Genomic DNA, 21,696 nt, shown 5'->3' with positions numbered 1-21,696 from the left:
AGTCAGTTCACTCCCCCAGGCAGCTCAGCGCCTGCATGGCCTCGCGCTCTATGCGTGAAAGATCGCACAGGACGGTGCCCGCCTGGACGAGGTGATCCGCCTCGCCTGATTCACCGGCCTTCGTGATCAGCGCCGCGGCTTCCGTCCACAGGGTGGCCGCCTCGGCGTACAGTCCGTGGCCGGTCCGCAGGTGGCTGCTGTCGAGCAGCTGGACGCATTCGGCGAGGAAGTCGCGGTAGAGATTGCGGAACAGGGCGCCGCCGGTGCCGGCCTTCTCCATCAAGAGGGCGGCCTGCGGCAGGTCCCGCCGCGGGTCGTCGGTCCGCTGGAGCCAGGTGCGTACCAGCTTGCCGGCCTTGTCGATTCCGCGGTGCCCCACGTTGGCGATGGGCGGGTTGAGGAAGGCGCCGGCGCAGGCCGTGAGGGCGGGAATGATGTGGTCCCGCGGGGAGGGCGGGTTCCGCGGAGCGGTGAGGGTGAAGGAGCGGTGCTTGGCGGCCATCGGGCCGCGCGCGGCCCTGGCCTGCGCGAGCGTGGTCAGGCTGGTGGACACCGCTCCGCCTTGCTGGTCGGTGTCCACGAGGTAGGCGTCGTGGTCGTCGTAGCCGTACATGGCGACGACATGACCGCCGAAGTGCACCTTCGAGCTGAAGTAGTCCAGGTGGTAGCTGTCGAGCTGCAGTCCTACGGGGTGGCCGGCGTCGATGGGGGCTGCCACGTTCTCCCACGCCCTGCGAGGGGAGACGGTCTCCTGGACCTGCAGCTCCAGGCCGAGCCTGGCGGCCAGGTTCCGGGTGAGGTCGAAAGGCTTGACCCGGCCCCCGAGGAAGGGGAAGTCCATGTTCTTGCTGTCCCAGTAGATGAAGGACAGGCCGGAGCCGAGGCCGAAGAGCATGGGCTCGGACAGATCGAGTCCCTGGTGCCGCAGTAGCACCCCCAGAGCCGTCGTCTCGCAGTGCTGCGCACCGCGGGTGTCGACGTCTTTCACCTTCGTCATGCCTTGCTCTCCTGGATGGGGATGATCAGCCGGGTCATCAGTTCTTCTTGCGGCGCCTCTGCGGGCCCGACGAGATAGGCCTCGCGTACGGGCGCTTCCGGCCGCAGCCCGCGCTCGTGGATGGCGGCGAAGAGCGCGTTGTAGGCCAAGGGCAGCTGGGCGTAGGGCCCGACGTGTACGGTCTCTGCCACGGGTCCGCCGGGCAGCACCTCGATCTCCAGGCCGGGCACTTCTGCCCCCTGCGGCGTCAGCGCCCCGACGGCGATCTCCATCCGCTCTTCCAGATCCAGCGGGTACAGCGCCCACAGCGGCGGCTCCCACGCGATCCCCGCCCTGCCGAGCACGGGCAGCAGCCGGCCCACGCACTCCGCGACCTTCTCCCCGATCTCCGCAGGGGCGCAGACCGCGCGCACCACTGCCAGCCGCCGCTCCGGCTCCCTGCCCATCGTGACCTCGTAGCCGGGCAGGCCGCCCTCCGCCAGCCGCTCCAGCATCTCCATCCGCGCCTGGTCCCTGCTGATCCGTTCGGCCAGCCGGTCCCGCTCGGCGCGCAGGATCCGCGCCCTGGACTCGGGCTCGGGGGCGGCCAGGGCCTGGGCGATCACAGCCAGGGGAAGGTCCATCTCGCGCAGCAGAGCGATGGTCAGGGCATCGCGTGCCTGCTCAGGGGCGTAATAGCGGTAGCCGGAGCCGGCGTCCACGTGGACCGGGGCCAGCAGGCCCATCTCGTCGTAGTGCCGTAGCTGCTTGACGCTGAGCCGGCAGAGGCGGGCGAAGCGCCCGATGGTGAGAAGTTCGCCTTGCACGCCACCATGGTGAACTCTCCCATGGTGGGAGAGTCCAATTGACCCCCGGCCTGCCTCATCGGTCCCTGGGACCGGCTCTCCTAGGGTGCGCGGCACGAGCAGTGGGCCGGAACGCCCAGGATGGATGACATGAAGATGGACCGCGTCAAGCTGGCGGACTTCCTTCGCCGTTCCCGCGAGCGGCTCCAGCCGCAGGAGGCGGGCCTGGCCGCCGGGCCGCGACGCCGCACCCCCGGCCTGCGCCGCGAAGAGGTGGCCCAGCTGGCCGGGGTATCGGCCGACTACGTGATGCGGCTCGAGCAGGCGCGCAGCTCCCAGCCGTCGGTCCAGCTGCTGAGCGCGCTCGCCCGGGCGTTGCGGTTGACCGAGGACGAAAGAGACCACCTTTACCTGCTGGCGGGCCACCGACCGCCCGAAGGGGCGCGCGCCGGAAACCACGTCCGTCCCGGCCTGCTCTACCTCCTCGACCGGCTGGGCGACACGCCCGCCCAGCTCCTTACCGACCTCGGCGACCTGCTCGCGCAGAACCCCCTGGCCGAGGCCCTGTTCGGGTGCGTGTGCACAGTCGAAGAACCGGACCGCAACGTCGTGTGGCGCTGGTTCACCGACCCGTTCGTGCGCGAGCCGTACCCCGCCGAGGAACACGACCACCTGAGCCGCCTGCACGTCGCAGACCTGCGTGCCGCCGCGACGCACCGCGGCTACGACCACCCCTCGACCTCCCTGATCGAGCGGCTCGAGGCGGCGAGCGAGGAGTTCGCCGCCCTCTGGCAGCGGCACGAGGTCGCCGTACGCCGCCAGAGCCGGCTGCGCGTCATGCATCCGTCCGTCGGGCCCATCGAATTCGACTTCGAGATGCTGCAGACGCAGGCCGCGGACCAGCGCCTGCGCCTCTTCACGCCGCCGCCCGGATCCAAGAGCGTCGAGGCGCTGGAGCTCCTCCGCGTCGTCGGCCCGGAGACCGCTCACCGCAGTCATCGATGAGCGGGTTCAGCCAAGGTGAGCCCAAAAGCGGCCACGAGATGATCTTGGAGTCCTGAAGGCGGCTGGCCAGGATGCGGTAGGCATCGCGCGGGCGAGCGGCGCCAGGTTTCCGTACAGGGCGGCGTGCGGGGCGGCTGCGAGTTCGCGGGCCCGGCCCTCCTCTGCCATGTCGTGCAGTACGAAGTAGACCGGCCCCGCGGAGGAGTCCGAGCGGATCTCGCCGGCGCGGAGCAGCTGGATGACCACGGCGCGGACGGCGTCGTACACCGAGTCGGCGACGGCGTGCTGCGGGGCGGTGATCATGTCGGCCTTCACCGTCCAGTGCTCGCCCAGAGACTCGATGGCGACGAAGACGGCGTCCTGCTCCTTGGCTGCCGGTACGCCGCTTTGAAGGCCGCCATGCCCATCGCGTCGGGAATGAGGTCGGCGGGGCAGGGAGCCGGCAGCGGCTGCATGAGGACCATCGTGCCAGGCGCGCGGGGCGGCGCGGACGTCGACACGGCCCCACATGCTGAGCCTGGAGGCACAACCGATCCAGGGCGTGTCACAGCAGGCGGCCGGCCGGATCTCCGCCGGGGTCGTCGGCCAGCACGATGGCGGCCCTGACTCGCTTGCCCACCGGCTCGCGGCGCACCTCGAAGCTCTGGCACACGGCCATGATGATCTCCAGGCCGTGCTGCCCGACCCGGCCCGGGTCTGCGGGGCAGGCAGGACCAGCCGGACGAACACCACAAGCACTCGACGCCGACCGCGCAGCCAACCCGGAACGCACCCGCCGCCTCAACCAGGCACGAGGCCGACTCCCTCGTCGCGAGCCCGTTCACGGTGGCTTGCCCCGGAAGTACCGCTCCACCGGCCGAGGCGTCCGCGCGCGATGGCCCGACAGGGGGAAGGGCTGCCAGGTCGTGGTCGTGTCAGTCTTGCGCGAGAACAATCGTTCTCGTACGGTTGTGCTTGACGGTGAGAACGTTCGTTCTCACGACGGTGCGCCCACGCCAACGGAACCCACACCCGCCGGCGGCGATACCGCACAGACCCAAAGGAAGCGACATGACCGACGAAGCACGCCCTCCGTTCCCGCCGTTCACCCGGGAGACCGCCATCCAGAAGGTCCGCCTGGCGGAAGACGGCTGGAACACCCGCGACCCGCAGAAGGTCGCCCTCGCATACACCGTGGACTCGCGCTGGAGGAACCGCGCGGAGTTCGCCACCGGCCGTGACGAGATCATCTCCTTCCTCACCCGCAAGTGGAACCGGGAGCTGGAGTACCGGCTCATCAAGGAGCTGTGGGCCTTCGACGGCAACCGCATCGCCGTGCGCTTCGCCTACGAATGCCACGACGACTCACGCAACTGGTTCCGCTCCTACGGCAACGAGAACTGGGAGTTCGACGACAACGGCCTGATGCGGCTGCGCTACGCCTGTATCAACGACCTTCCCATCAAGGAGTCGGAGCGCAAGTTCCACTGGCCCCTCGGGCGCCGCCCCGACGACCACCCCGGCCTGAGCGACCTCGGCCTCTGACCGCCCGCCCCGCGCCGTGGATCCGGGCCCGACGCCGGATCCACGGCGTGGCCGTTCGTGCGTGAGGCTGTACCTGCGGCAGGGGTCGCCGCGTACCTGGAGGGCTTTGGGCTCAGGATTCCCTCGCAGCCCTTGAAGACCCTCTCACCTGCGGTGAGCGTGGGGCGTTGCTCCAGATTTCGGCAGTTCAACGCATTCCTTCTTGCGCTGAGAACGATCGTTCCATAGATTGATCTCAATCGATGGAACGATCGTTCTCAGCTGGAGGCTCACGACACGGTCACCGCTGGCCGGACGGATTGCCGGTTCGGCCGCCGCGAGTGCCGCAGGACCGCCGCCTCGGCCTGACGCCGACTCGATCCAGGGCCGAGGGCAAAGAAGTTGCAGAACATGAGCCTCTTGATGTGGGCTCGGAAAGTTCGGATGGGCGTTCCCATGACCCTCTCGCACACCGCAACGCAACCCCCGCCGATGGCGCCGCCCTTGTCCGGCGAGCAGCCCCGGACAGCCCCCGTGACCCCGGCGCCGGCCCATTGCTCATACGGGCATGCACCGGCACGGCATGATCGCCCTTCCCGCCGAGGAGCGCTGGGTACACACCGCCCGCCACTTCGCCGCGTCCCTGCTGGCCCGATGGGACATCGTCCCGGAGGATCAGGACTCCGTCCTGCTGATCGTCGGCGAGCTTGCGGGGAACGCGGCCCAGCACGGACGGGCCGACATGATCGTGAGCCTCCACGTTCGAAGGCCGCGCCGTGCGTATCGAGGTTGCGGACTCCGGCGCCACGTCGCCCTCGCCCCACCGGTGCCCATGATGAGCACGGCCGCGGCGTGGGCATCGTCGAGTTGCCGGCGGACTGGACCGAGACGCTTGAGGAACGGCATCGCCGACGGGACCGCGCCGGTGTGCGCGTCGCCACGCACCGGCCGGGGCATCCCGGGCGGGCCTTGTGCTCGCTTGAAAGGGCAGAGGGCAAGCCTGCCCGGCCTCGCTCCGGGCAGGCCGCGTTACGGCGACGGTCAGGCCCGCGCCCGGGAATGTGCCTTGCGACCTGGCGCGCTGTACCGTAAAGAGAACGTTCGTTTTCGAGAAGGGGCGATCGAAGTGGAGCTCGAAACGACTGAGCAGCGGATCCTCGACGCTGCCGAGGAACTGTTCTACGGCCGAGGCATACAGTCGGTGGGAATGGATGCGATCCGCACCGCCTCCGGCGTGCCCCTCAAGCGCCTGTACCAGATCTTCCCTTCCAAGGACACCCTGGTCGAGGCGTACCTGAAGCGGCGGGACGCGAGGTGGCTCCATGATCTGGCTCGGTACGTGGATGCCCACGACTCACCTACGCAGCGGATTCTGGCGGTCTTCGACTGGCTGTACCGCTGGTTCAGCGAGCCGGACTACCGCGGCTGCGGCTTCATCAACTCCTTCGGGGAACTGGGAGCGACGTCCCAGGCCGTGGCCGACATCGCGAAGGCCCACAAGGATGCCTTCCGGCGCTATCTCGCCGATCTCGTGGCCGCCGCGGACGCGCCCACGTGGCTGACCGACCAGCTCGTTCCCCTCGCCGAGGGCGCGATGACCACAGCGGCCATCTCCGGGTCTCCAGAGCCCGCCCGTCACGCCAAGGACGCCGCCCGCACCCTGCTGCGGGCCGCTCACGCAGACGTGGTCACCGCTGCCTGAGCACGCCGTCGCCTTCACTCACAGCCCGGGTGTTCGTAGGGGCACCCCGGCCCTTTGCAGCTCGGTTCGGGGCGTTGGGACGCAGAGCGAGGACAGCTTGAACGGGGCCGGTGATGCTGTGCGGCAGCCGCCAGGCTCCGAGCGCGGCGCCACGGCCTGCTCGCGTGACGCCCTGATTCGGGCGCGGAAGACGCTGACGGCACGCTTGTTGAGGGCCTGCCAGCGCGGCGGCGGCCAACTGCGCCTGGGTGAAGGGGCAGATCGGCCGCTCCCGCGGCGGGCGGGCGTGCGGCCTGCGAGGAGCTGGGTAGAGGAGGTCGACCAGCGCAACGCCGGCCTGATCGCCGCCACCAGAGCGAAGGCCGACCTGGTCGTCCCCGACACCGTCATCCGATCGATCGAGCACCCCGGCGGCATGTGAGCCGGAGCGCCACGCCGCGCTCCAGCCAGTCACCGGGGTATGGCGCCCGCCGCACGCGCCTCGGGGGCGTGCGGCGTACGGCGGGCGCCGGTTCGGGGGCGTCCGGCCGGGCGTGTGGCCGACGCGCCTCGGGGGCGTGTGGCGGGCACCGGCCCGGGGCTTGCGGCAGGCGGCGGTCTGTCAGCTCCCGGCCAGCGCGCGGGCGCGCAGTTCGGCCAGGGTCGGGGTGTCCACCTCCGGCTCCTCCTCCACGGGGCCCGGCGTGTCAGGCTGCTCGGCGTCGGGGGTGTCGGAGCCGTCCCATTCGGGGTCGGTGGGCTCCTCCTGCGGGAAGTCGGTCGGCTTGGGCGGGTTCGGGCCGGTCGGCTCAGGCTCAGGCTCCGGCTCGGGCGGCGGGGCCACGCCGTTGAGTATCTGGTTCACCCGGTCAGGGTCGTCCATGAGCGGCGCGATGACGGGCTCGCCCGTCCGCTGCTCGACGAAGACGCCAGCGCCGATCGGGATGTGCACCGAGGCCAGGTAGCCGGACAGTTCCTGCGGGACGGTACGGCCCTCGGCCCGCCGCCGTTCCAGGGCGTTGTGAACGTAGAACAGCCCACGCCCCGCGGTGCCGAGCGAGGCGCGCAGTTCGGCCAGGCCGACCTGGAGCGGCTGCTCGATCTGCAGCCGGATCTTGCCGTCCTGCAGGCCGAGCCCGAGCGCGCCGGACAGCACCTGGTCCACCCTGATCACGAGGGCGGCGTAGCGGACGGCCGCGGCCGGGTCGTCGTGGGCGACGATCGGCCCGGTGGTCGCACCGTCGTCCGAGGCGAAGGCGATACCCGGCTCGACGCCGACGATCGTGCCTTCGACCAGCGCGGCGGCCGGGGTGAAGACGCCGGAGGCGGGCGCCCCCGGCTTCAGGTCGGCCAGGGAGTTGAAGGTGTACTCACCTAGCGACTCGCCCACTCCTGCGCGCATCAGCGACCAGAACGGGGCGGCGGGCTGGGCCGAGCGGGCTGCGGCGACGCCGGCGGCGGCGATGAGGGCGAGGCCGGCGGCCAGGCACAGGGCCACGGCCGTGGTGCGGGAGCGGAGCGTCTTGTGCATGGTCCCCGTCCTCAGTAGCGGCCGTTGATGTGGGCGATGTCGTGGCTGTTGTACGTGCGCGTCGAGACGCGGCCGTCCCGCAGGCAGGAGGACGTCTGGGAGGAGTGTCCGAGCCCCACGGTATGCCCGACCTCATGGCAGGCGGTGTGCTTGCGCTCGTTCTCGCTGAACCTGTTCATGTCCGCCAGGTCGAAACGGACTTCGTACTGGTCGCACTTCCACCAGCTCGTCGAGATGGCCGGCACGAGGGCCCGTACGCACTGGGCGCGCGCGTGGACGTTCGTCCCGGTGCTCGAACCGTCCCAGTCGACGCCCCAGTAGTCGTCGTAGTACTGGTCGAACATCTCCACGTCGGTCTGGTTGTTCGGGGTGCTGTCGTAGTGGACGGTCATGTCGGTCTGGCTGCCAAGGTTGATCATGGCGTAGTTGCCCGCGACCTTCATGTTCCCCGTCAGCGACGAGTAGTTGTAGGAGTGGCTCTTGTTGTCGGCGTGCATACAGCAGCCTGACGGATGCAGGACCGACCAGCCGAACGAGTTGGCCTGGGCAGGCGGAGTGAGCACGACGAGGGTGATGAGGGTAATGAAGGCCATGAGGGCGGCCATTGCCGCGCCGCGTCCATCACGGCGCAGGGAGGTTGGGGACACTCGGATCCTTTCGGTAAGTTCTCCGCTTTCCCGCGGAATCGAAAAGGCCGCCGACGTGATCGCGTTTCACACCGCACTTGGGCTTCCCGCCGGCCGGACGCGGGTTGTTCTCCAGGCCGGCCGGTTCGGGATCCGGGCCGAGTAGTCGAGTAATAGATGACGACCTGTACGAGCCGGCCGTATGCGCCGATTCCTTGTCGCGGGTGTTCGCGGCCTCAGGAATCCGTATCCTGCCCAGGCCGGTTGAATTTCCGCTGAAATTCCGCTGAACGAAGGGCCCGGTCGGCGGGCGTCCGATTCCTGCGAAGGACGCCGCACCCTCGCCGGAAAGGTCAGCCGGGCGGCCCGGCGAGCGCCGTGAGGCGGCGGGCCAGCCGGGCGGCGCTCTCCCGCAGCTCCGCGGGCTCCAGTGTGACTTTGATGGCTTGTTTCGGCGAAGGTCACACCTGAAATGGATCACCTTACCGGATAATGGCCTATTATCCGGTAGGTACCTGAAGCCTTACACGGGCGCGAAGAGTCACCCTGCAGGCAACAGTCGACTCAGCGGACTGTCGGAGCTGGCAGTGTGACCGCCTCGCGCAGCTCGGCGGCGGCCTGGGCCATGAGCTGAGCGAGGGTGGTGTCCGGCTCGGCCAGCCAGCGGGGCATGGCGCGCCGGTGGATCGCCAGCACCACGTCGATGATGAAGCGTGCTTTGCCGGGCTCGACGCCGCGGCGCTCGAGCGCCGGTGCCAGCGCGTCGGCGATGCCGGCGAGCTTGATCAGATCGCGCTCGGCCAGTGCCGGGTTGGCGGCGATCACTCTTCCCCGGCGCAGCAGGAACTCGCGTGGGCGGAAGATCTCCTCGGCGGTTCCCAGCGCGGTCAGCAGCGCCTCGATCGGGGTGAGGCCCGGATCGGCCGCCTCGACCTGGGCGACGAGGTGGGCCTCGAGTTCGTTGCCGGCGAAGAGGACTTCCCGCTTGTCGGGGAAGTAGCGATAGAAGGAGCGCTCCTTCAGACCGGCGGCGTCTGCGATCTGCGCGACCGAGGTGCGCTCGAACCCCTGCGTCTCGAACAGCTCGAGCGCCGCTCGTTCGAGCCGGCCCTGTGCGTCGGATTCCCATCGCGGCATACCCACCAGGGTACGACAACAGGAGCTGTTATCAGCTGGTACGGTCGATGACAACAGATGCTGTTATCAGCCAGGAGATCGTCATGAAGGCTCTGCAATTCGACCGGTTCGGTTCCCCGGACGTGATCGTGCTCCGCGACGTCCCGCAGCCAGAGCCGGGACCCGGCCAGATCCGGATCGCCGTGCGGGCGTGCGGCCTGACACCGGCCGACTGGCACGTCGTCGACGGTCTCCTCGCCGACCATCTGCCGCCGCTGCCGCGCGGGCTCGGCCTCGAGGTCGCGGGCACCGTCGACGCGCTCGGCGAGGGCGTCACCGGCGTCCAGATCGGCGACCGCGTGTTCGGCCCGGCCACCTTCGACGGCCCGACGGCCGGCGCCGCCGAGTACGCGCTGATGCCGGCCTGGGCACGCATTCCCGAGGGCGTAACCGCCGAGCAGGCCGCCGCGCTGCCGATGGCGGCCGAGACGGCGTGGCGCGCGCTCGACGACCTCGGCGTCCAGCCGGGTGAGCTGCTGCTCGTCCACGGCGCGGGCACCACCGTGGGTGAGGCGGCGGTGCGCTTCGCGCTGCACCGGGGTATTCGGGTGATCGCCACAGCCGGGCCGACTCGGGCCGCCGCCCTGGAAGAGATCGGCGCCCAGGTGACCGCCTACGGCGAGGGCATGGCCGAACGCGTCAGCGCACTGACCCCAGGCCCCGTGGACCGCGCCCTGGACACCGCGCCAACCGGGGGCCGGATCGACCGCGCCGACCAGCCCAGCCCGGCCGGCGGCTCGCTACCGACCTTGATCGAGCTGACCGGGGATCCCGACCGTGTTCTCACCGTCTCGGACTTCGCCGCCGCAGCCGAGCTGGGCGTCCGGATCACCACCGAGATCCGCTACGACCAGATGAATGAGTTCGCCAGGCTCGCCGGCGAAGGCATCCTGGTCGTACCGGTCGCCCGCACCTACACCCTCGACCAGATCCAGGAAGCAGCCAAGCTCAGCCAATCCCGGCGCCCCGGCGGCAAACTCATGCTCGTCCTGTGATCGCCCTGCCAGCCTGATAAAGCGAGACCACCTCGACGAGGAACGGGGCCAGGCCTCTTCTCCTCGCCCGGGCACCTTGTCCTGTCCGGCGGTCAGAACAAGGTGTCGCGTACCCGCAACGGCCGGTACCCGGTCGGGCCGAGCTGGGCGAGTTCACCTTCGATGTCGACATCGATGGCGCCGAAAATGTTGATGTTCTCGGACAAACCGGAAGGACTGTAGCGGCAGTGATCATCGGCCCGCCACAGAAGGTCAACTCCTCCGTTATTGCAGGTGAGGTGCTACTTCGTTGAAAATTAGCGAGGCCCGCGAGGGTGGCGTCGTTGCCGGTCAGTAGCGGCGTGCGTGGATCGCCCGCCAGCGCCGCCAGGTCCACCGCGTCCCAGCCGAGCACGGCGGACTGCACGACCTTGCCGTGCTGCACGGTCGCGGCGATCGCCATGGAGACCGCCCGCACGCGTTGGCCGTGATGGTGCCGGAAGCCGGGTCATGACCATCTATCGCGACCCCGACCTCCTCGCCCCCGCCACCGGTTTCTGGATTTTCGTGCTGTCCGTGGCGGTCATTCTGGCAGCGGCCTTCCTCAACTTCCACAAACGTGACATTTGACCTGCGGAGGTTGCGATCTGAAGGCTGTCGCAGGTCAACGGTAGAAAGAACGGAAAATTTCGGTATCGCTCCAGCCTAGGGTTTTGTTGGAGCCGAGCCCTGGGTACAAGGGCATGTCGAGCGCCTGGAGCGCCAGGCCTCACCAGGGCGGAGGGCCGACGAAGTACATCCGGTGTGTAATCCTGCAGGAGACCGACAGGGCGCTTGCGCGGGCACTGTTATCGCAGACAGTGGCGCTGGTCCGGCCACGAGATGCCGCACGACGCCAAACTCGTCCCATATCGCAACATATGACTCTCACGTGCACCGGTGCAATAGATGGGATCGGTGACTGCCGGGAGGGTCAGGGGGGTGCATGGATGAGACTTCTCTTTCGCCATCGCTCAATCCAAACACGTTTCACAGCGGCCGCGGCGGCGCTGTCCCTGATCTTCTTTACGCTGATCGCCATTGGTCTCGATCTCATGATCCGCAACAGGGTCCGGGACCAGCTCTTCGGTGACACGCAGCGAGTGGCGACCGGCTGGATCGGGTCCATGAAGCCCGGCCGCATCCCGAGCCTGATTCCCAATACCGCTGTCAACCTCCTGCAACTCGTCGACTCCCACGGTCGGGTAGTGGCCGCGAGTCCCGCAGCCGCGGGCAGGCCCCCGTTGAGCGCCGTCCGGCCGCCCAATGACGACCGGATCATCCACCTCACAGAGTGCTCCCATAGTGGATGCTTCGTGCTCACGTCCGTCCGTGTCTCGCCCCAGGAGGCCTCCCTCGTTTGGGGAGGAGAGCCCCATGTCGTCTATGCCGGTACGGCCGAGCCGCCCGTCCTGTCCACCCACATCCTGGAGTTCAGCACGCTGGCCGCAGCACTGCTGGCGACCGGGTTCGCCACATGGATCGCCTGGGCCGCGGTCGGGCGGGCACTACGACCGGTGGCGGCGATCCGCGCGAGAATGTCGGAGATCAGCGTCACCGATCTGAGCCTTCGGGTGCCGGAACCACCCGGCAGTGACGAGATCGGACAGTTGGCACGCACCGCCAACCAGACCCTGTCCCGGCTGGAGACGGCAGTGCAGCAGCAGCGGCACTTCGCGTCGATTGTCTCCCACGAGCTCAAGACTCCCGTGGCCGGTCTCCAGACCCAACTCGAGGAAGCGGTGCTGTATCCGGACGACGTCGATCTTCGCGAGACGATCAAAGCAGGGCTGGCGACGACGGAACGGCTACGAGCGCTGATCGATGACATCATGGTGTTCGCCCGGATCCGCACGGCCGCTCCCGAGCCTCCGGAGCCGGTCGATCTCGGCGCGCTGGTGCACGATGAGCTGGTCACCACGACTCGGGACGTGCCGGTGCGCACGCGGGTGAAGGGCGAGGTGACGGTTCTCGGCAACCATATGCAGTTGATCGGGGTGTTGAACAACCTGGTGGTCAACGCCCAGCGGCATGCCGTAACCAGCGTCGAGGTCAGCGCCGGCCGCGAGGATGGCCAGGCCGTGGTGACGGTGAGCGATGACGGGGACGGCATCGCCCTCGAAGACCGTGACCGCGTGTTCCAGCCCTTTGTCCGCCTGGCAGAAGGACACCGCAAGGATCCCGCAGGCACCGGCTTGGGCCTTGCCATCAGCCGGGCGATCGCCACAGCCCACCACGGGACCCTGGAGATCGATGACTCTACGCGAGGCGCGCGCTTCGTCCTGCGCCTGCCGCTGCTGAAGCGTCACCCGGCCTGACACGGTGGCTTGGTGCGCGGGGTCGCCGCGCCCGCCTCCAGTACCCGCTCGCCATGGCCGCCGACGGAATCCAGCTGCACGCCACGAGTACCTGGTCGGCGCCGTGGTGCGCAAGCGCCTGCAGCCAAAGCGGCAAGCCTACGCAATCGTTGTCTCCTGCGAGTAGGAGCCAAGAACCCAAGATAACCGCGGCCGCTGTGCGGCGCCGCTGATGGAACCTCTCGACGGCCACCGCGGCCGGCGCGTGTGCATGATCGCGCACAGCCGCGGGGCGCGTTCTGCCGGGCCGCCCCGCCCCCTTTCCCATGAGTCCTCGCGTTTTGACACCTTCTATGGGTAACCGCTATCTATTAGCCAACCGTTAGGGAGGTGCAGTGCAGGACGCGGTGCTGGCGATGCTCGCCAAGGAGCCGTCTCACGGCTACCAGCTACATGCCCGGCTGCGGCGGAGTCTCGGCCCGCTGGGTGAGTCGATGAACCGGGGTCAGATCTACGTGACGTTGGCCCGGCTGGAGAAGGCCGGGCTGGTGGTCGGCGAGCGGGCCGATGGTGTCGCCGAGCGGCCGGAGCGCAAGGTGTATGCGTTGACCCCGGCCGGGCAGCAGCGGGTGGCCGCCTGGCTGGCCGAGGTGGGCTGGCCGAAACCGGACCTGGCGGAGTTCCATCTCAAGCTGGCCGCCGCCCATGCGGGACGGCTGGCCGATCCGGTGGAGCTGGTGGCTGGGCAGCGCCGGGAGCTGCTGCGTCGTTTGCGTGAGGTGCAACAGGCGGCGCTGGCCGAGCCGGCGGGGTCGGGTGCCGGGCTGCTGCTGGAAGGGGTCATGCTGCGGCTGCAGGCGGATCTGCGCTGGCTGGAGGCGTGTGAGCGGGCCTGGTCGAAGGCCGATGACATGGTTGAGGGTGGATGAAGGTGTCACATGCCGCAATCCGGGCCTGTGCCCTGGCGAAGACGCATGGTGCGGGGCAGGGCCTGCTGCGCGCGGTGGACGAGGTCGATCTGGAGGTGCCGCAGGGGCAGTTGCTGGCGGTGATGGGTCCCAGCGGCTGCGGGAAGTCCACGCTGCTGCACCTGCTGGGCGGCCTGGAGCGGCCCACCGGTGGCCAGGTGTGGCTGGCGGGGCAGCGGATCGACACGTTGAGCGAGCGGGCTCTGGCCCGGTTGCGGCGCCGGTCGGTGGGGTTCGTCTTCCAGGCCTTCCATCTGGTGGAGGAGTTGTCGGCGGCCGAGAACGTGGAGCTGCCGGTGCTGCTGGCCGGGCGCTCGTGGCGGGAGGCCAGGCGGCGCACGGGTCTGCTGCTGGAACGGGTGGGGCTGAGCGACCGGGCGCGGCATCTGCCCTCGCAGTTGTCGGGCGGGCAACGCCAGCGCATCGCCATCGCCCGCGCGCTGGCCAACGACCCGCTGGTGCTGCTGGCCGACGAGCCGACCGGCAACCTCGACAGCGCGGCCACGTTCGAGGTGCTGCGGATCTTCCAGGAGTTGCGGGCAGCGGGGCAGACCCTGGTGATCGTCACGCATGACGAGCGGGTCGCGGCCACGGCGGACCGGTTGATCTCGATGCGTGACGGGATGTTCGTCGATGACACCCGGCTGGAGGGCACCCACGCGCGCGGGCTGGGCGGGCTGATCGGGCTGGAGGGCTGAACGTCATGGGCTCCATCGTGCTCATCGCCCGCCTGGTGCTGGCCGACATCCGCGTGCACAAGGTCCAGGCCGTGATGCTCCTGCTCGCGGTGACCGTGGCCACCGCCACGATGGCCTTGGGCCTGTCCCTGCGCGGCGTGAGCGACGCGCTGTACGAGCAGACCCGCGCGGCCACCGCCGGGCCGGACCTGGTGGCACTCTCCGGCGACACGGGCCCCTCCGTGACCTCGACCCTGACCTCGCTGACGGAGGCTCCGGAAGTGGTCGCCCACCATGGGCCCTATCGCGTCGTCTACGCCACCCTCACCAATCGCGGCTCCACGTCGTCCCCGGTGGTGGTGCAGGGCTTCGCCGAGACGCCCGGCCCCGTCAACCGGCCCCTGGTCACCTCGGGCCGCTGGGTACGCCCCGGCGGCACGGTCCTCGAACGCGGCTTCGCCACCGCGCTCGGCGTCGGTGTCGGCGACCGCGTCACCATCGCCGGCCGCTCCTACCCCGTCGTCGGGATCGCCGTCACCGCGGCCACCTCCATCTACCCCTGGGCCGCGCAGATCGGCCCCGGCGGCGGCCCCAGCGACTACAGCGGCCTGGCCTGGATGACCCGATCAGACGCCCGCGCCCTGGCATCGGCCGGGAACCTCCCGGTGACCACGGCCATCGACCTCAAGCTGCGCGACCCCGCCGCCACAGAGGCGTTCATCGACGCCCGCCGCGTTCCCACCTTCAGGGTCAACCTCCACTCCTGGCAGTTCACCGCGCAACAGGACATGGTCATCCTCAGGAACAGCCAGCCGATCCTGGTCATCGGGAGCTGGCTGCTCAGCTTCCTGGCCATCACCGGAGTGGCCGCGCTGGCCGCCGGACGCGCCGTCGAGCAGACGCGCCGGGCCGGGCTGCTCAAGGCCGTCGGCGCCACCCCCGGCCTGATCGCCGCCGTCCTGCTCACCGAATACCTGGCACTGGCACTGATCGGCGACACGCTGGGGCTGCTGATCGCCCGCCTGACCGTGCCCGCCATCGCCAGCCCCACCGCCAGCCGGATCGGCGACGCGGCCGGCCCCGACGGCGCCACGATCGCCACCGCGACCGTACTCGCCGTGGCGGTGGCGGTGCTGTCCACCCTGCGCCCCACGCTGCGGGCCCTGCGTACGGCGACCGTCACGGCACTGTCCGCCACCGCGTACCAGCCCGGTCATCGGCCCTGGCTCACCGCGATCTCCGCCCTGCTGCCCACCCCGCTGCTGCTCGGCCTGCGCCTGATGGCCCGCCGGCCCGGCCGCGCCGTACTGCAGGCATGCTCCACCGCCACCACCGTGATCTCGATCATCGCCCTGCTGAGCCTCTACGCCCAAACGGACAGGGGCTACGGCCTCAACGGCTCCCCCGCCCTGCCCAACCTGCGCGGCGAACTCGACCGCCGGCTCATGCTCGCCGTCACCATCCTGCTGATCACCCTCGCCATCGTGAACACCCTCACCTTCACCTGGACCACCGCCATGGAAGCCCGCGCGAACATGGCCATCGCCCGCACCCTCGGCGCCACCCCGGGACAGATCTCCGCCGGCCTGTCCACCGCCCAGTTCCTGGCCAACCTGCCCGGCGCCATCATCGGCGCCCCCCTGGGGGTCGGCCTGTTCGCGCTCTTCAGCGCCAGGAACTGGACGCCACCCCCCACCTCCTGGCTGCTCGCCACCGTACTCGCGACCCTCCTGACGACGGCGGCCCTCACCGTCCTGCCCGCCCGCCTGGCGGCCCGCCGGCCAGTGGCGCAGGCCCTCAGCGCCGAGACAGCGTGATCGACCCCGCTCAGCCGGCCTTTTCGGCGGGCGTCGGCAGTAGCGGCGTTCAGCGGCGCACGACCCCGCACAGACCTCATCCGGCCCACCGGCGCCGGAGTCGATGTGAACGACCGAAAGGAATCACGAAGTGGCATCTGCCGCCGTCGGCATCCGGCGATTGATCGCGGACACGGGGCAACCCCGCGGATGGGTGACCCCCAGGACAGACCTGGTGACGGCGTTACTCGGGATCTGGTTCGGGGCCGGGTTGATGATCGACGCCTGGGCGCACAGCACTCTGGCGGAGCTGGAGACGTTCTTCACTCCCTGGCATGCGGTGTTCTACTCCGGCTTCGTCGTGGTCTCCGGCTGGATCAGCTGGCAGGTGTGGCGCAACGTACGCGCCGGCCGGCAGGGGCTGGCGGCCGTTCCCACCGGCTATCTCGCCGGGCTGGTGGCGATTCCCGCGTTCGCCGCCTTCGGGTTCGCCGACATGACGTGGCACACCGTCCTCGGCATCGAGACGACCGTCAACATCTTCTTCAGCCCGTCCCACCTCGGCCTCGTCGTGACGATGATGCTCATCATCTCGACACCGCTGCGCTCGGCGTGGAACGCCCCCGATGTCGGCGCCCGGCCCTCGCTCGGCCGCCTGCTGCCCGCGCTCCTCGGGCTCGCGTTCGCCACCACGCTGGTGTCGCTGTTCCTGACGTACGGCGACGCCTTGCACTACCGGCCCCAGGCGATCGTCCAGGCGTTCTCCATGGCACAGAACTCGGGCGCCCCGCCGCGGGGCGCCGGCCCCGTGGCGGTGGGCCCGGGCGCCGAACGCGTAGCCGTCGCGATGGTCGTCACCAACATCGTCATGCTCAGCCCGGTGCTTTTCCTGGTGCGCCGCTGGCTGTTGCCGTTCGGTTCGGTGACCCTCATGTACGCGGTCATCGCGCTCATGCCGGGTGCCCAGACGAGCTTCCGCAACCTGCCGATCCTGCTGTCGTTCGTGGTCGCCGGGTTCGTGAGCGACCTGTTGATCCGCCGGCTGCGGCCCTCGGGTGAGCGGCGCGCCGCCTACTGGGCCTTCGCCGGGCTGTCGGCCTTCGCCACCTGGTCGCTGTACATCGGTGTCGCCTCAGCCACCGGGGGCGGCCTGCCTGCCGTGCCCGAACTGTGGACCGGCGCGCCGATCGTCGCCGGCCTGATCGGGCTGGCGCTCGGGGCACTGTTCCTGCCCAACGCGACCCCCGCCCACCCCGTTCCGCCTGGGGCGGCCGCCACCGGTCGGGAATGACCCCGAGCCCTGCGCCTCGCCGCCGTCCTCCTGCCGGCCGGCAATGCGTGCGGAGTTGACGGTGTCTCGCCCAAGCTGACTTTCGTGGCTGGAGGTTGTCCGCGCGGTGGGTCGCCGCCGGTTGGCTCTGTCCGGCGCGATGAGTTTTCCGGCCGTCGGTTGTCTACCTTCGGAAGACGCGCGGGGCCTTGAGCAGTTGACGAGGAGTTTGACCATGACCGTGAGCGGCCGCTTCTGCATGTCCCTCGATGGGTTCGTGGCCCTGTCCGGACGACAGCGTAGGTCTCCCTGTTCGACCGGTGAACCAGGCGGCACACCATCCTCGCGCGGTCGGGGAAGTGGTGAGGGTGGCGATGAGTGAGGTACAGGAACAGATTCAGCGTCATATCGATACGCTGGTCGGTACCGGCGCGGAGACCGGTGTGCAGGTCGCTGTCTATCAGGATGGCGCGCTGATCGTCGACGCGGTGGCCGGCACGGCCGACCTCGCCACTGGGCGACCGGTCACCTCCGGCACGCCGATCTTCAGTTTCTCCACTGGCAAGAACGTGGCGGCCACGCTCGCGCATCTGCTCGTCGCGCGTGGTTTCCTGGATTACGACAGCCCGGTCACGGACCTGTGGCCCGAGTTCGGTGTGCACGGCAAGGCCACGGCGACACTGCGGCACGTGCTGACCCACACGGTCGGTCTGCCGGCCATGCCGCGCGAGGTCACTCCTCGCGAGCTTCCCGACTGGTCCAGGGTGTGTGCGTCGCTGGCCGCCGCCGAGCCGCGCTGGCGGCCGGGCACGGCCGTGGGCTATCACTCCTACACCTTTGGCTATCTCGTCGGCGAGCTGGCCCGCCGCGCGACCGGGCGGCCCATGGGTGAGCTGCTGCGTGAGTGGATCACTGAGCCGCTCGGCATCGAGGGGCAGCTCTACTTCGCCGCTCCGAAGGAGTCGCTGCCGGAGTTGGCACGCCTCGAGCAGCAGGCGGGGCAATGGCCTGCCGGCCCGGATGACGGTGATGTGATTCTCGCGCCGTGGGAAAACCAGCCGAGTGCCGATTTCGGCAACAACGGCGAGATCCTGCGCGCCGACATCCCGTCGGTAGGTATCGCCACCGCACACGGCCTTGCCGCGATGTTCAACGCCGTGCTGCAGGGAAAGCTCGTGGACTCTGCGCGTCTGGCGGAACTGTCCGCGCTCGCGTTCGAGGGTGTGGATCAGGTTTTCGGCACCCCGGCGCGGATGGCGCTGGGTTTCCCGATCGGCAGGATGGGCGCCCCTGCCGAGGAGAACTCCGTGGCATTCGGATGGCCGGGCGGGGGCGGCAGCTACGCCTACGCCGACCCCGCGCGAGGGGTCGCCTTCGCGCTGACGAAGAACCGGCTCGTCCCGAACTTCGACACCGCGCTGTCGGTCACCACGATCCTGGCCGACCATCTCGCCGGGACCCGCTGAGCCTTCCCGCGGATGCGCGGGGGGCGGAATTCGCAACGATCACAAGGAGAAAATCATGTCCACTCGTACGGCCGACGACTCGACCGCGCCGCAGACCAGCCTCGGCCCGTTCTCCTCGCCAGGCGCCAGCCCGACGCCGTGGGAGGCGACGGAGTGGGCACTGCGCCGGATCCAGAAATTCCAGCTGTGCACGGTGCGCCGGGACGGCCGCCCTCACGTGACACCGTTGCTGGCGATCTGGGCGCTCGGCGCGATGTGGTTCACCACCGGCGACAACGAGCAGAAGGCCAAGAATCTCAATGCCAACCAGCACTGCGCGCTGACCACGGGAACCGACACCCTGACCGGCATGGACTACGTCATCGAAGGCACTGCGAGCCTGGTAACGGAGCAGGCCACCAGGGAAGCCGTGGCGACCGCGTTCGAACAGGCCTATGGCTGGCAGCTCACTCGCGAGGACGGAACCTGGTATCAACTGGGCGACGCCGTTCGGACCGGGAATGTTCAGCTCTACCGGGTCCAGCCGGTCAAGGGGTTCGCCTTCGCCACCGGTAGCGAGTCGTCCCAGACTCGCTACCGGTGGAGCTGAGGGGGCCGACCGCGAGGGACGGTACAAGTTCCGGACCGTGATGCCCGGCCTGGAGACGCTCGGCTTCAAGCAGGACCACAGCCCGCTCACCGACCTGACCAAAGCGCTTGAACTGCCTGGCATGCGGCCCCTGCACATCCACGCCATCGTCTCAGTCGACGGCTGCCTGCCGCTGACCACCCAGATCTACTTCGACGGCGACCCGCTCGTCAGCGGCACCATCGAAGGCCCGGTCCCCGCGGCCGCGGTCAAGAGCACTGAACTCCACGACGACCCGGTCGACTACCAGGCACGTCGCACCCTCACCTGCGACTATGTGCTGCGGCCGGCGACCTCCCCGGCACCGGCACGCCCGGCGGCCTGAGGCCGATCCGGACCCGGCGGTGTCGCTTCAGGCTCCGTGCGGTGAGTTCGACGAGCGTTGTCCTTCTTGCTGGGGAGCCTCCCAGGTGGCGGTGATGTCGCGGGCGACATCACGTAGGAGGTCGATGAGCATGTCTGCGAGTGGTGTGAGGCCGGCGTCGGTTCTGGTCACGGCGTAGATCTGGCGGTACGGCCTGGGGTGGGCCAGTTCGCGATGGGTGGTGCCAGGCGCATGGGTCAGGGCCAGGCGCGAGACCAGGGCCACTGCGATGCCTGTGCCGACGAGGGCCTGGGCGACGTCGTAGGACTCGGTCTCGAACCGCACGGTGGGAGTGAAGCCGGCCTCGCGGGCGGCGTCGTGGAACTGTTCGCGGGCGGCATGCCCGGCCAGGATGGAAACCCACGATTCGTCGCGCAGTTGTTCCAGGTGAAGTTCGGTGTCCGCGGGCTGCCCGGTGGCCAGTGGGTGGTCATCGGGGAGAACCACGACCATCGGGTCCAACAGGAGCGGGTGGGCCCGTAGGTGTGGGGGCGGCGCGAGCGGTGTGCCCCAGGACGCGACGATGGCGAGGTCCAAACGTCCCGCGCTGATCTCGTCCGCTCCGCGTCCGGACACCACGTCCACGACCGAGACGTCGGCGTCCGGATGGCGGTGCCGCAGGGCCGTCAGGGCGGGTGGCAGCAGGTGCAGGGCAGCCGCCTGGAAGGTTCCGATCCGCAGACGGAGTGAGAGGTGGCCGAGCAGTGCGGCCAGTTGCGCCTCGGCCTTGTCCGAGGCCTCCTCCACGGTCCGACCGTGGGAGGCGAGCAGCGCACCGGCCGCGGTGAGCGTCGCTCCGCGAGGACCACGGATGACCAGGGGAACCTGCCAGTCGCGCTCGGCCTTGACCACCTGCTGGGTGACCGCCGCGGGCGTGAGCTGGAGTGCGTGAGCCGCCGCCGTCAAGGAGCCGTGCCGCTCGATCAACGCGAGAAGCCGCAACTGCCCCGGATCCACCACCATTCACCAATCTTAATGCTGTACCCCTCTCTTTTAACTTCTCTTACGAGCGCGGGAGAGGAAGGCTGGTGGGACACCCATCGGCCGCAATCCCCGGAAGGGGTTCTTTCCCATGCCCACGCATGTGCCCGTTTTCATCGCCACCACCTTGCTGCTGGCGATGCTGCCAGGCGCGAGTCAAGCCCTGATGATCCGGCAGGTTCTCGAAGGCGGGCAACGCACAGTCCGAGGCACGCTCGCGGGCAACGCCACCGGCTTCCTGCTGTGGTCCACGGCCGCCGCGGCCGGGCTGTCCGCCATCCTGCTGGCCAGCCCCACCGCGTACGCGATGCTCCGGATCGCAGGTGGCATCGTGCTGATGATCCTCGGGGTGAACACGCTGCGGACCGCCCTCACCACCGCCTCCACCCGCCCGCCCCGCGAGGGCGGGCGCCGCACCGGCTTCGCGGGCGGATATCTCACCGGCCTGATCACCAACCTCGGCAACCCCAAGGCGGGGGTGTTCGCCGTCTCGGTGCTGCCCCAGTTCGTGACCGCGCAAGGCCCGGTGTTCCTGTCAACCGTCGCCCTGGGAGCCCTGTGGGCGCTCGTCAGCGCCTCCTGGTACATGCTGCTCACCTGGGCCGTCAGCCGGGGGCGCGCCCTGGTGTCGCAGCCGACCGTCCTGCGGGGACTCAGCGTGACCACCGGCGTCGTCCTGCTGGGGCTGGGCGCCGCGGTGACAGCAGGTGTCTGAGGGCCGCCGAACCACGGAAGCGACGACCTGCTCAACCCCGCCGCCAACGCACCCCTGGCTCGCCGACCGCATCCCCGAACGACCGGCACGCCTACTTCGAGGAGTGCCGCACCCACGCCGGCCCTCGCGCGCAAGCCGCAAGAACAGCGCAGCCGATAGCTATCTATTGCGCACGAGCGACACCCCGACCCCGGACTCGCACAAACGACCCTTTCCA

The 21,696-nt window shown here is 69.5% G+C and carries 21 protein-coding genes; 14 read left to right on the top strand and 7 right to left on the bottom strand.

Features of this window, described 5'->3' with window-relative positions; genetic code table 11:
* Window positions 1-7: 7 nt before the first annotated feature.
* Entirely contained in the window at window positions 8-997 is a 990-nt protein-coding gene (locus tag H4W80_RS05260; RefSeq protein WP_192784030.1) for a BtrH N-terminal domain-containing protein, read from the bottom strand.
* The gene (locus H4W80_RS05255) at window positions 994-1,803 is read right to left on the bottom strand and encodes a MerR family transcriptional regulator (protein ID WP_192784029.1); all 810 of its coding nucleotides are present in this window, start codon (window positions 1,801-1,803) and stop codon (window positions 994-996) included. The genes H4W80_RS05260 and H4W80_RS05255 overlap by 4 nt, the downstream gene beginning before the upstream one ends.
* A gap of 129 nt (window positions 1,804-1,932) precedes the next feature.
* Between H4W80_RS05255 and H4W80_RS05250 the strand changes: the two genes are divergently transcribed.
* On the top strand, window positions 1,933-2,787 hold the full coding sequence (locus H4W80_RS05250) for a helix-turn-helix transcriptional regulator (RefSeq protein ID WP_192784028.1): 855 nt from the start codon (window positions 1,933-1,935) through the stop codon (window positions 2,785-2,787).
* Between the two features lie 6 nt (window positions 2,788-2,793).
* Here H4W80_RS05250 and H4W80_RS05245 read toward each other — a convergent pair whose 3' ends face one another.
* Window positions 2,794-3,090 carry a hypothetical protein gene (locus tag H4W80_RS05245; RefSeq protein WP_192784027.1) on the bottom strand — a complete coding sequence of 99 codons (297 nt, stop codon included), beginning with the start codon at window positions 3,088-3,090 and terminating at the stop codon, window positions 2,794-2,796.
* Window positions 3,091-3,837: 747 nt separating this feature from the next.
* Between H4W80_RS05245 and H4W80_RS05235 the strand changes: the two genes are divergently transcribed.
* The 3 genes from H4W80_RS05235 (at window position 3,838) to H4W80_RS62475 (ending at window position 6,413) form a co-directional block, all read left to right on the top strand.
* Entirely contained in the window at window positions 3,838-4,311 is a 474-nt protein-coding gene (locus tag H4W80_RS05235) for a nuclear transport factor 2 family protein (protein ID WP_111697587.1), read from the top strand.
* A 547-nt stretch (window positions 4,312-4,858) separates the two neighbouring features.
* Window positions 4,859-5,992, top strand: a complete 1,134-nt coding sequence (locus H4W80_RS63380) for a TetR family transcriptional regulator (protein ID WP_318786707.1) — start codon at window positions 4,859-4,861, stop codon at window positions 5,990-5,992.
* A gap of 286 nt (window positions 5,993-6,278) precedes the next feature.
* Window positions 6,279-6,413, top strand: coding sequence for a hypothetical protein (locus H4W80_RS62475; protein WP_264085966.1), 135 nt, complete (start codon window positions 6,279-6,281; stop codon window positions 6,411-6,413).
* A gap of 180 nt (window positions 6,414-6,593) precedes the next feature.
* Here H4W80_RS62475 and H4W80_RS05220 read toward each other — a convergent pair whose 3' ends face one another.
* The 3 genes from H4W80_RS05220 to H4W80_RS05210 form a co-directional block, all read right to left on the bottom strand.
* Window positions 6,594-7,502, bottom strand: coding sequence for a hypothetical protein (locus H4W80_RS05220; protein WP_192784025.1), 909 nt, complete (start codon window positions 7,500-7,502; stop codon window positions 6,594-6,596).
* An 11-nt stretch (window positions 7,503-7,513) separates the two neighbouring features.
* On the bottom strand, window positions 7,514-8,095 hold the full coding sequence (locus tag H4W80_RS05215; RefSeq protein WP_192784024.1) for a hypothetical protein: 582 nt from the start codon (window positions 8,093-8,095) through the stop codon (window positions 7,514-7,516).
* A 597-nt stretch (window positions 8,096-8,692) separates the two neighbouring features.
* The gene (locus tag H4W80_RS05210) at window positions 8,693-9,265 is read right to left on the bottom strand and encodes a TetR/AcrR family transcriptional regulator (protein ID WP_192784023.1); all 573 of its coding nucleotides are present in this window, start codon (window positions 9,263-9,265) and stop codon (window positions 8,693-8,695) included.
* Between the two features lie 83 nt (window positions 9,266-9,348).
* Here H4W80_RS05210 and H4W80_RS05205 point away from each other — a divergent pair, with 83 nt between their 5' ends.
* From H4W80_RS05205 to H4W80_RS05165, 9 genes are all read left to right on the top strand, one after another.
* Window positions 9,349-10,299, top strand: coding sequence for an NADP-dependent oxidoreductase (locus tag H4W80_RS05205; RefSeq protein ID WP_192784022.1), 951 nt, complete (start codon window positions 9,349-9,351; stop codon window positions 10,297-10,299).
* Window positions 10,300-11,267: 968 nt separating this feature from the next.
* Window positions 11,268-12,635, top strand: coding sequence for a sensor histidine kinase (locus H4W80_RS05200; protein ID WP_192784021.1), 1,368 nt, complete (start codon window positions 11,268-11,270; stop codon window positions 12,633-12,635).
* Window positions 12,636-13,009: 374 nt separating this feature from the next.
* Entirely contained in the window at window positions 13,010-13,543 is a 534-nt protein-coding gene (locus H4W80_RS05195) for a PadR family transcriptional regulator (RefSeq protein WP_192784020.1), read from the top strand.
* On the top strand, window positions 13,540-14,280 hold the full coding sequence (locus tag H4W80_RS05190) for an ABC transporter ATP-binding protein (RefSeq protein WP_192784019.1): 741 nt from the start codon (window positions 13,540-13,542) through the stop codon (window positions 14,278-14,280). Before H4W80_RS05195 ends, H4W80_RS05190 begins: the two co-directional genes overlap by 4 nt.
* A gap of 5 nt (window positions 14,281-14,285) precedes the next feature.
* On the top strand, window positions 14,286-16,076 hold the full coding sequence (locus tag H4W80_RS05185) for an ABC transporter permease (RefSeq protein ID WP_192784018.1): 1,791 nt from the start codon (window positions 14,286-14,288) through the stop codon (window positions 16,074-16,076).
* A gap of 214 nt (window positions 16,077-16,290) precedes the next feature.
* Window positions 16,291-17,346 carry a hypothetical protein gene (locus H4W80_RS05180; RefSeq protein WP_318786706.1) on the top strand — a complete coding sequence of 352 codons (1,056 nt, stop codon included), beginning with the start codon at window positions 16,291-16,293 and terminating at the stop codon, window positions 17,344-17,346.
* A 353-nt stretch (window positions 17,347-17,699) separates the two neighbouring features.
* Window positions 17,700-18,791, top strand: a complete 1,092-nt coding sequence (locus H4W80_RS05175; protein WP_192784017.1) for a serine hydrolase domain-containing protein — start codon at window positions 17,700-17,702, stop codon at window positions 18,789-18,791.
* Between the two features lie 55 nt (window positions 18,792-18,846).
* A complete protein-coding gene (locus H4W80_RS05170) occupies window positions 18,847-19,380 on the top strand; it encodes a pyridoxamine 5'-phosphate oxidase family protein (RefSeq protein ID WP_192784016.1) in 534 nt (177 codons plus the stop codon).
* A 40-nt stretch (window positions 19,381-19,420) separates the two neighbouring features.
* A complete protein-coding gene (locus H4W80_RS05165; protein WP_465263744.1) occupies window positions 19,421-19,744 on the top strand; it encodes a dioxygenase family protein in 324 nt (107 codons plus the stop codon).
* 27 nt (window positions 19,745-19,771) lie between these two features.
* Here the strand turns inward: H4W80_RS05165 and H4W80_RS05160 are convergent, their stop codons facing one another.
* Window positions 19,772-20,746 carry a LysR family transcriptional regulator gene (locus H4W80_RS05160; RefSeq protein ID WP_192784014.1) on the bottom strand — a complete coding sequence of 325 codons (975 nt, stop codon included), beginning with the start codon at window positions 20,744-20,746 and terminating at the stop codon, window positions 19,772-19,774.
* Window positions 20,747-20,855: 109 nt separating this feature from the next.
* On the opposite strand from H4W80_RS05160, the gene H4W80_RS05155 reads away from it, so the two are divergent.
* Complete coding sequence (locus H4W80_RS05155; protein ID WP_192784013.1) at window positions 20,856-21,479, top strand: LysE family translocator; 624 nt, start codon at window positions 20,856-20,858, stop codon at window positions 21,477-21,479.
* Window positions 21,480-21,696 lie beyond the last annotated feature (217 nt).

Source organism: Nonomuraea angiospora (assembly GCF_014873145.1).
GTDB lineage: Bacteria > Actinomycetota > Actinomycetes > Streptosporangiales > Streptosporangiaceae > Nonomuraea > Nonomuraea angiospora.
Note: the sequence above shows the minus strand (reverse complement) of the source record. Positions and strands in the feature narration are given on the sequence as shown.

Bases quoted from the DNA above. Each gene is read 5' to 3' on its own strand.
- H4W80_RS05160 (WP_192784014.1), bottom strand. From the start codon at position 20,746: ATGGTGGTGGATCCGGGGCAGTTGCGGCTTCTCGCGTTGATCGAGCGG.
- H4W80_RS05220 (WP_192784025.1), bottom strand. From the start codon at position 7,502: ATGCACAAGACGCTCCGCTCCCGCACCACGGCCGTGGCCCTGTGCCTG.
- H4W80_RS05215 (WP_192784024.1), bottom strand. From the start codon at position 8,095: ATGGCCTTCATTACCCTCATCACCCTCGTCGTGCTCACTCCGCCTGCC.
- H4W80_RS05260 (WP_192784030.1), bottom strand. From the start codon at position 997: ATGACGAAGGTGAAAGACGTCGACACCCGCGGTGCGCAGCACTGCGAG.
- H4W80_RS63380 (WP_318786707.1), top strand. From the start codon at position 4,859: ATGCACCGGCACGGCATGATCGCCCTTCCCGCCGAGGAGCGCTGGGTA.
- H4W80_RS05250 (WP_192784028.1), top strand. From the start codon at position 1,933: ATGAAGATGGACCGCGTCAAGCTGGCGGACTTCCTTCGCCGTTCCCGC.
- H4W80_RS05175 (WP_192784017.1), top strand. From the start codon at position 17,700: ATGAGTGAGGTACAGGAACAGATTCAGCGTCATATCGATACGCTGGTC.
- H4W80_RS05165 (WP_465263744.1), top strand. From the start codon at position 19,421: ATGCCCGGCCTGGAGACGCTCGGCTTCAAGCAGGACCACAGCCCGCTC.
- H4W80_RS05210 (WP_192784023.1), bottom strand. From the start codon at position 9,265: ATGCCGCGATGGGAATCCGACGCACAGGGCCGGCTCGAACGAGCGGCG.
- H4W80_RS05235 (WP_111697587.1), top strand. From the start codon at position 3,838: ATGACCGACGAAGCACGCCCTCCGTTCCCGCCGTTCACCCGGGAGACC.
- H4W80_RS05245 (WP_192784027.1), bottom strand. From the start codon at position 3,090: ATGATCACCGCCCCGCAGCACGCCGTCGCCGACTCGGTGTACGACGCC.
- H4W80_RS05200 (WP_192784021.1), top strand. From the start codon at position 11,268: ATGAGACTTCTCTTTCGCCATCGCTCAATCCAAACACGTTTCACAGCG.
- H4W80_RS05190 (WP_192784019.1), top strand. From the start codon at position 13,540: ATGAAGGTGTCACATGCCGCAATCCGGGCCTGTGCCCTGGCGAAGACG.
- H4W80_RS05155 (WP_192784013.1), top strand. From the start codon at position 20,856: ATGCCCACGCATGTGCCCGTTTTCATCGCCACCACCTTGCTGCTGGCG.
- H4W80_RS05170 (WP_192784016.1), top strand. From the start codon at position 18,847: ATGTCCACTCGTACGGCCGACGACTCGACCGCGCCGCAGACCAGCCTC.
- H4W80_RS05205 (WP_192784022.1), top strand. From the start codon at position 9,349: ATGAAGGCTCTGCAATTCGACCGGTTCGGTTCCCCGGACGTGATCGTG.
- H4W80_RS05185 (WP_192784018.1), top strand. From the start codon at position 14,286: ATGGGCTCCATCGTGCTCATCGCCCGCCTGGTGCTGGCCGACATCCGC.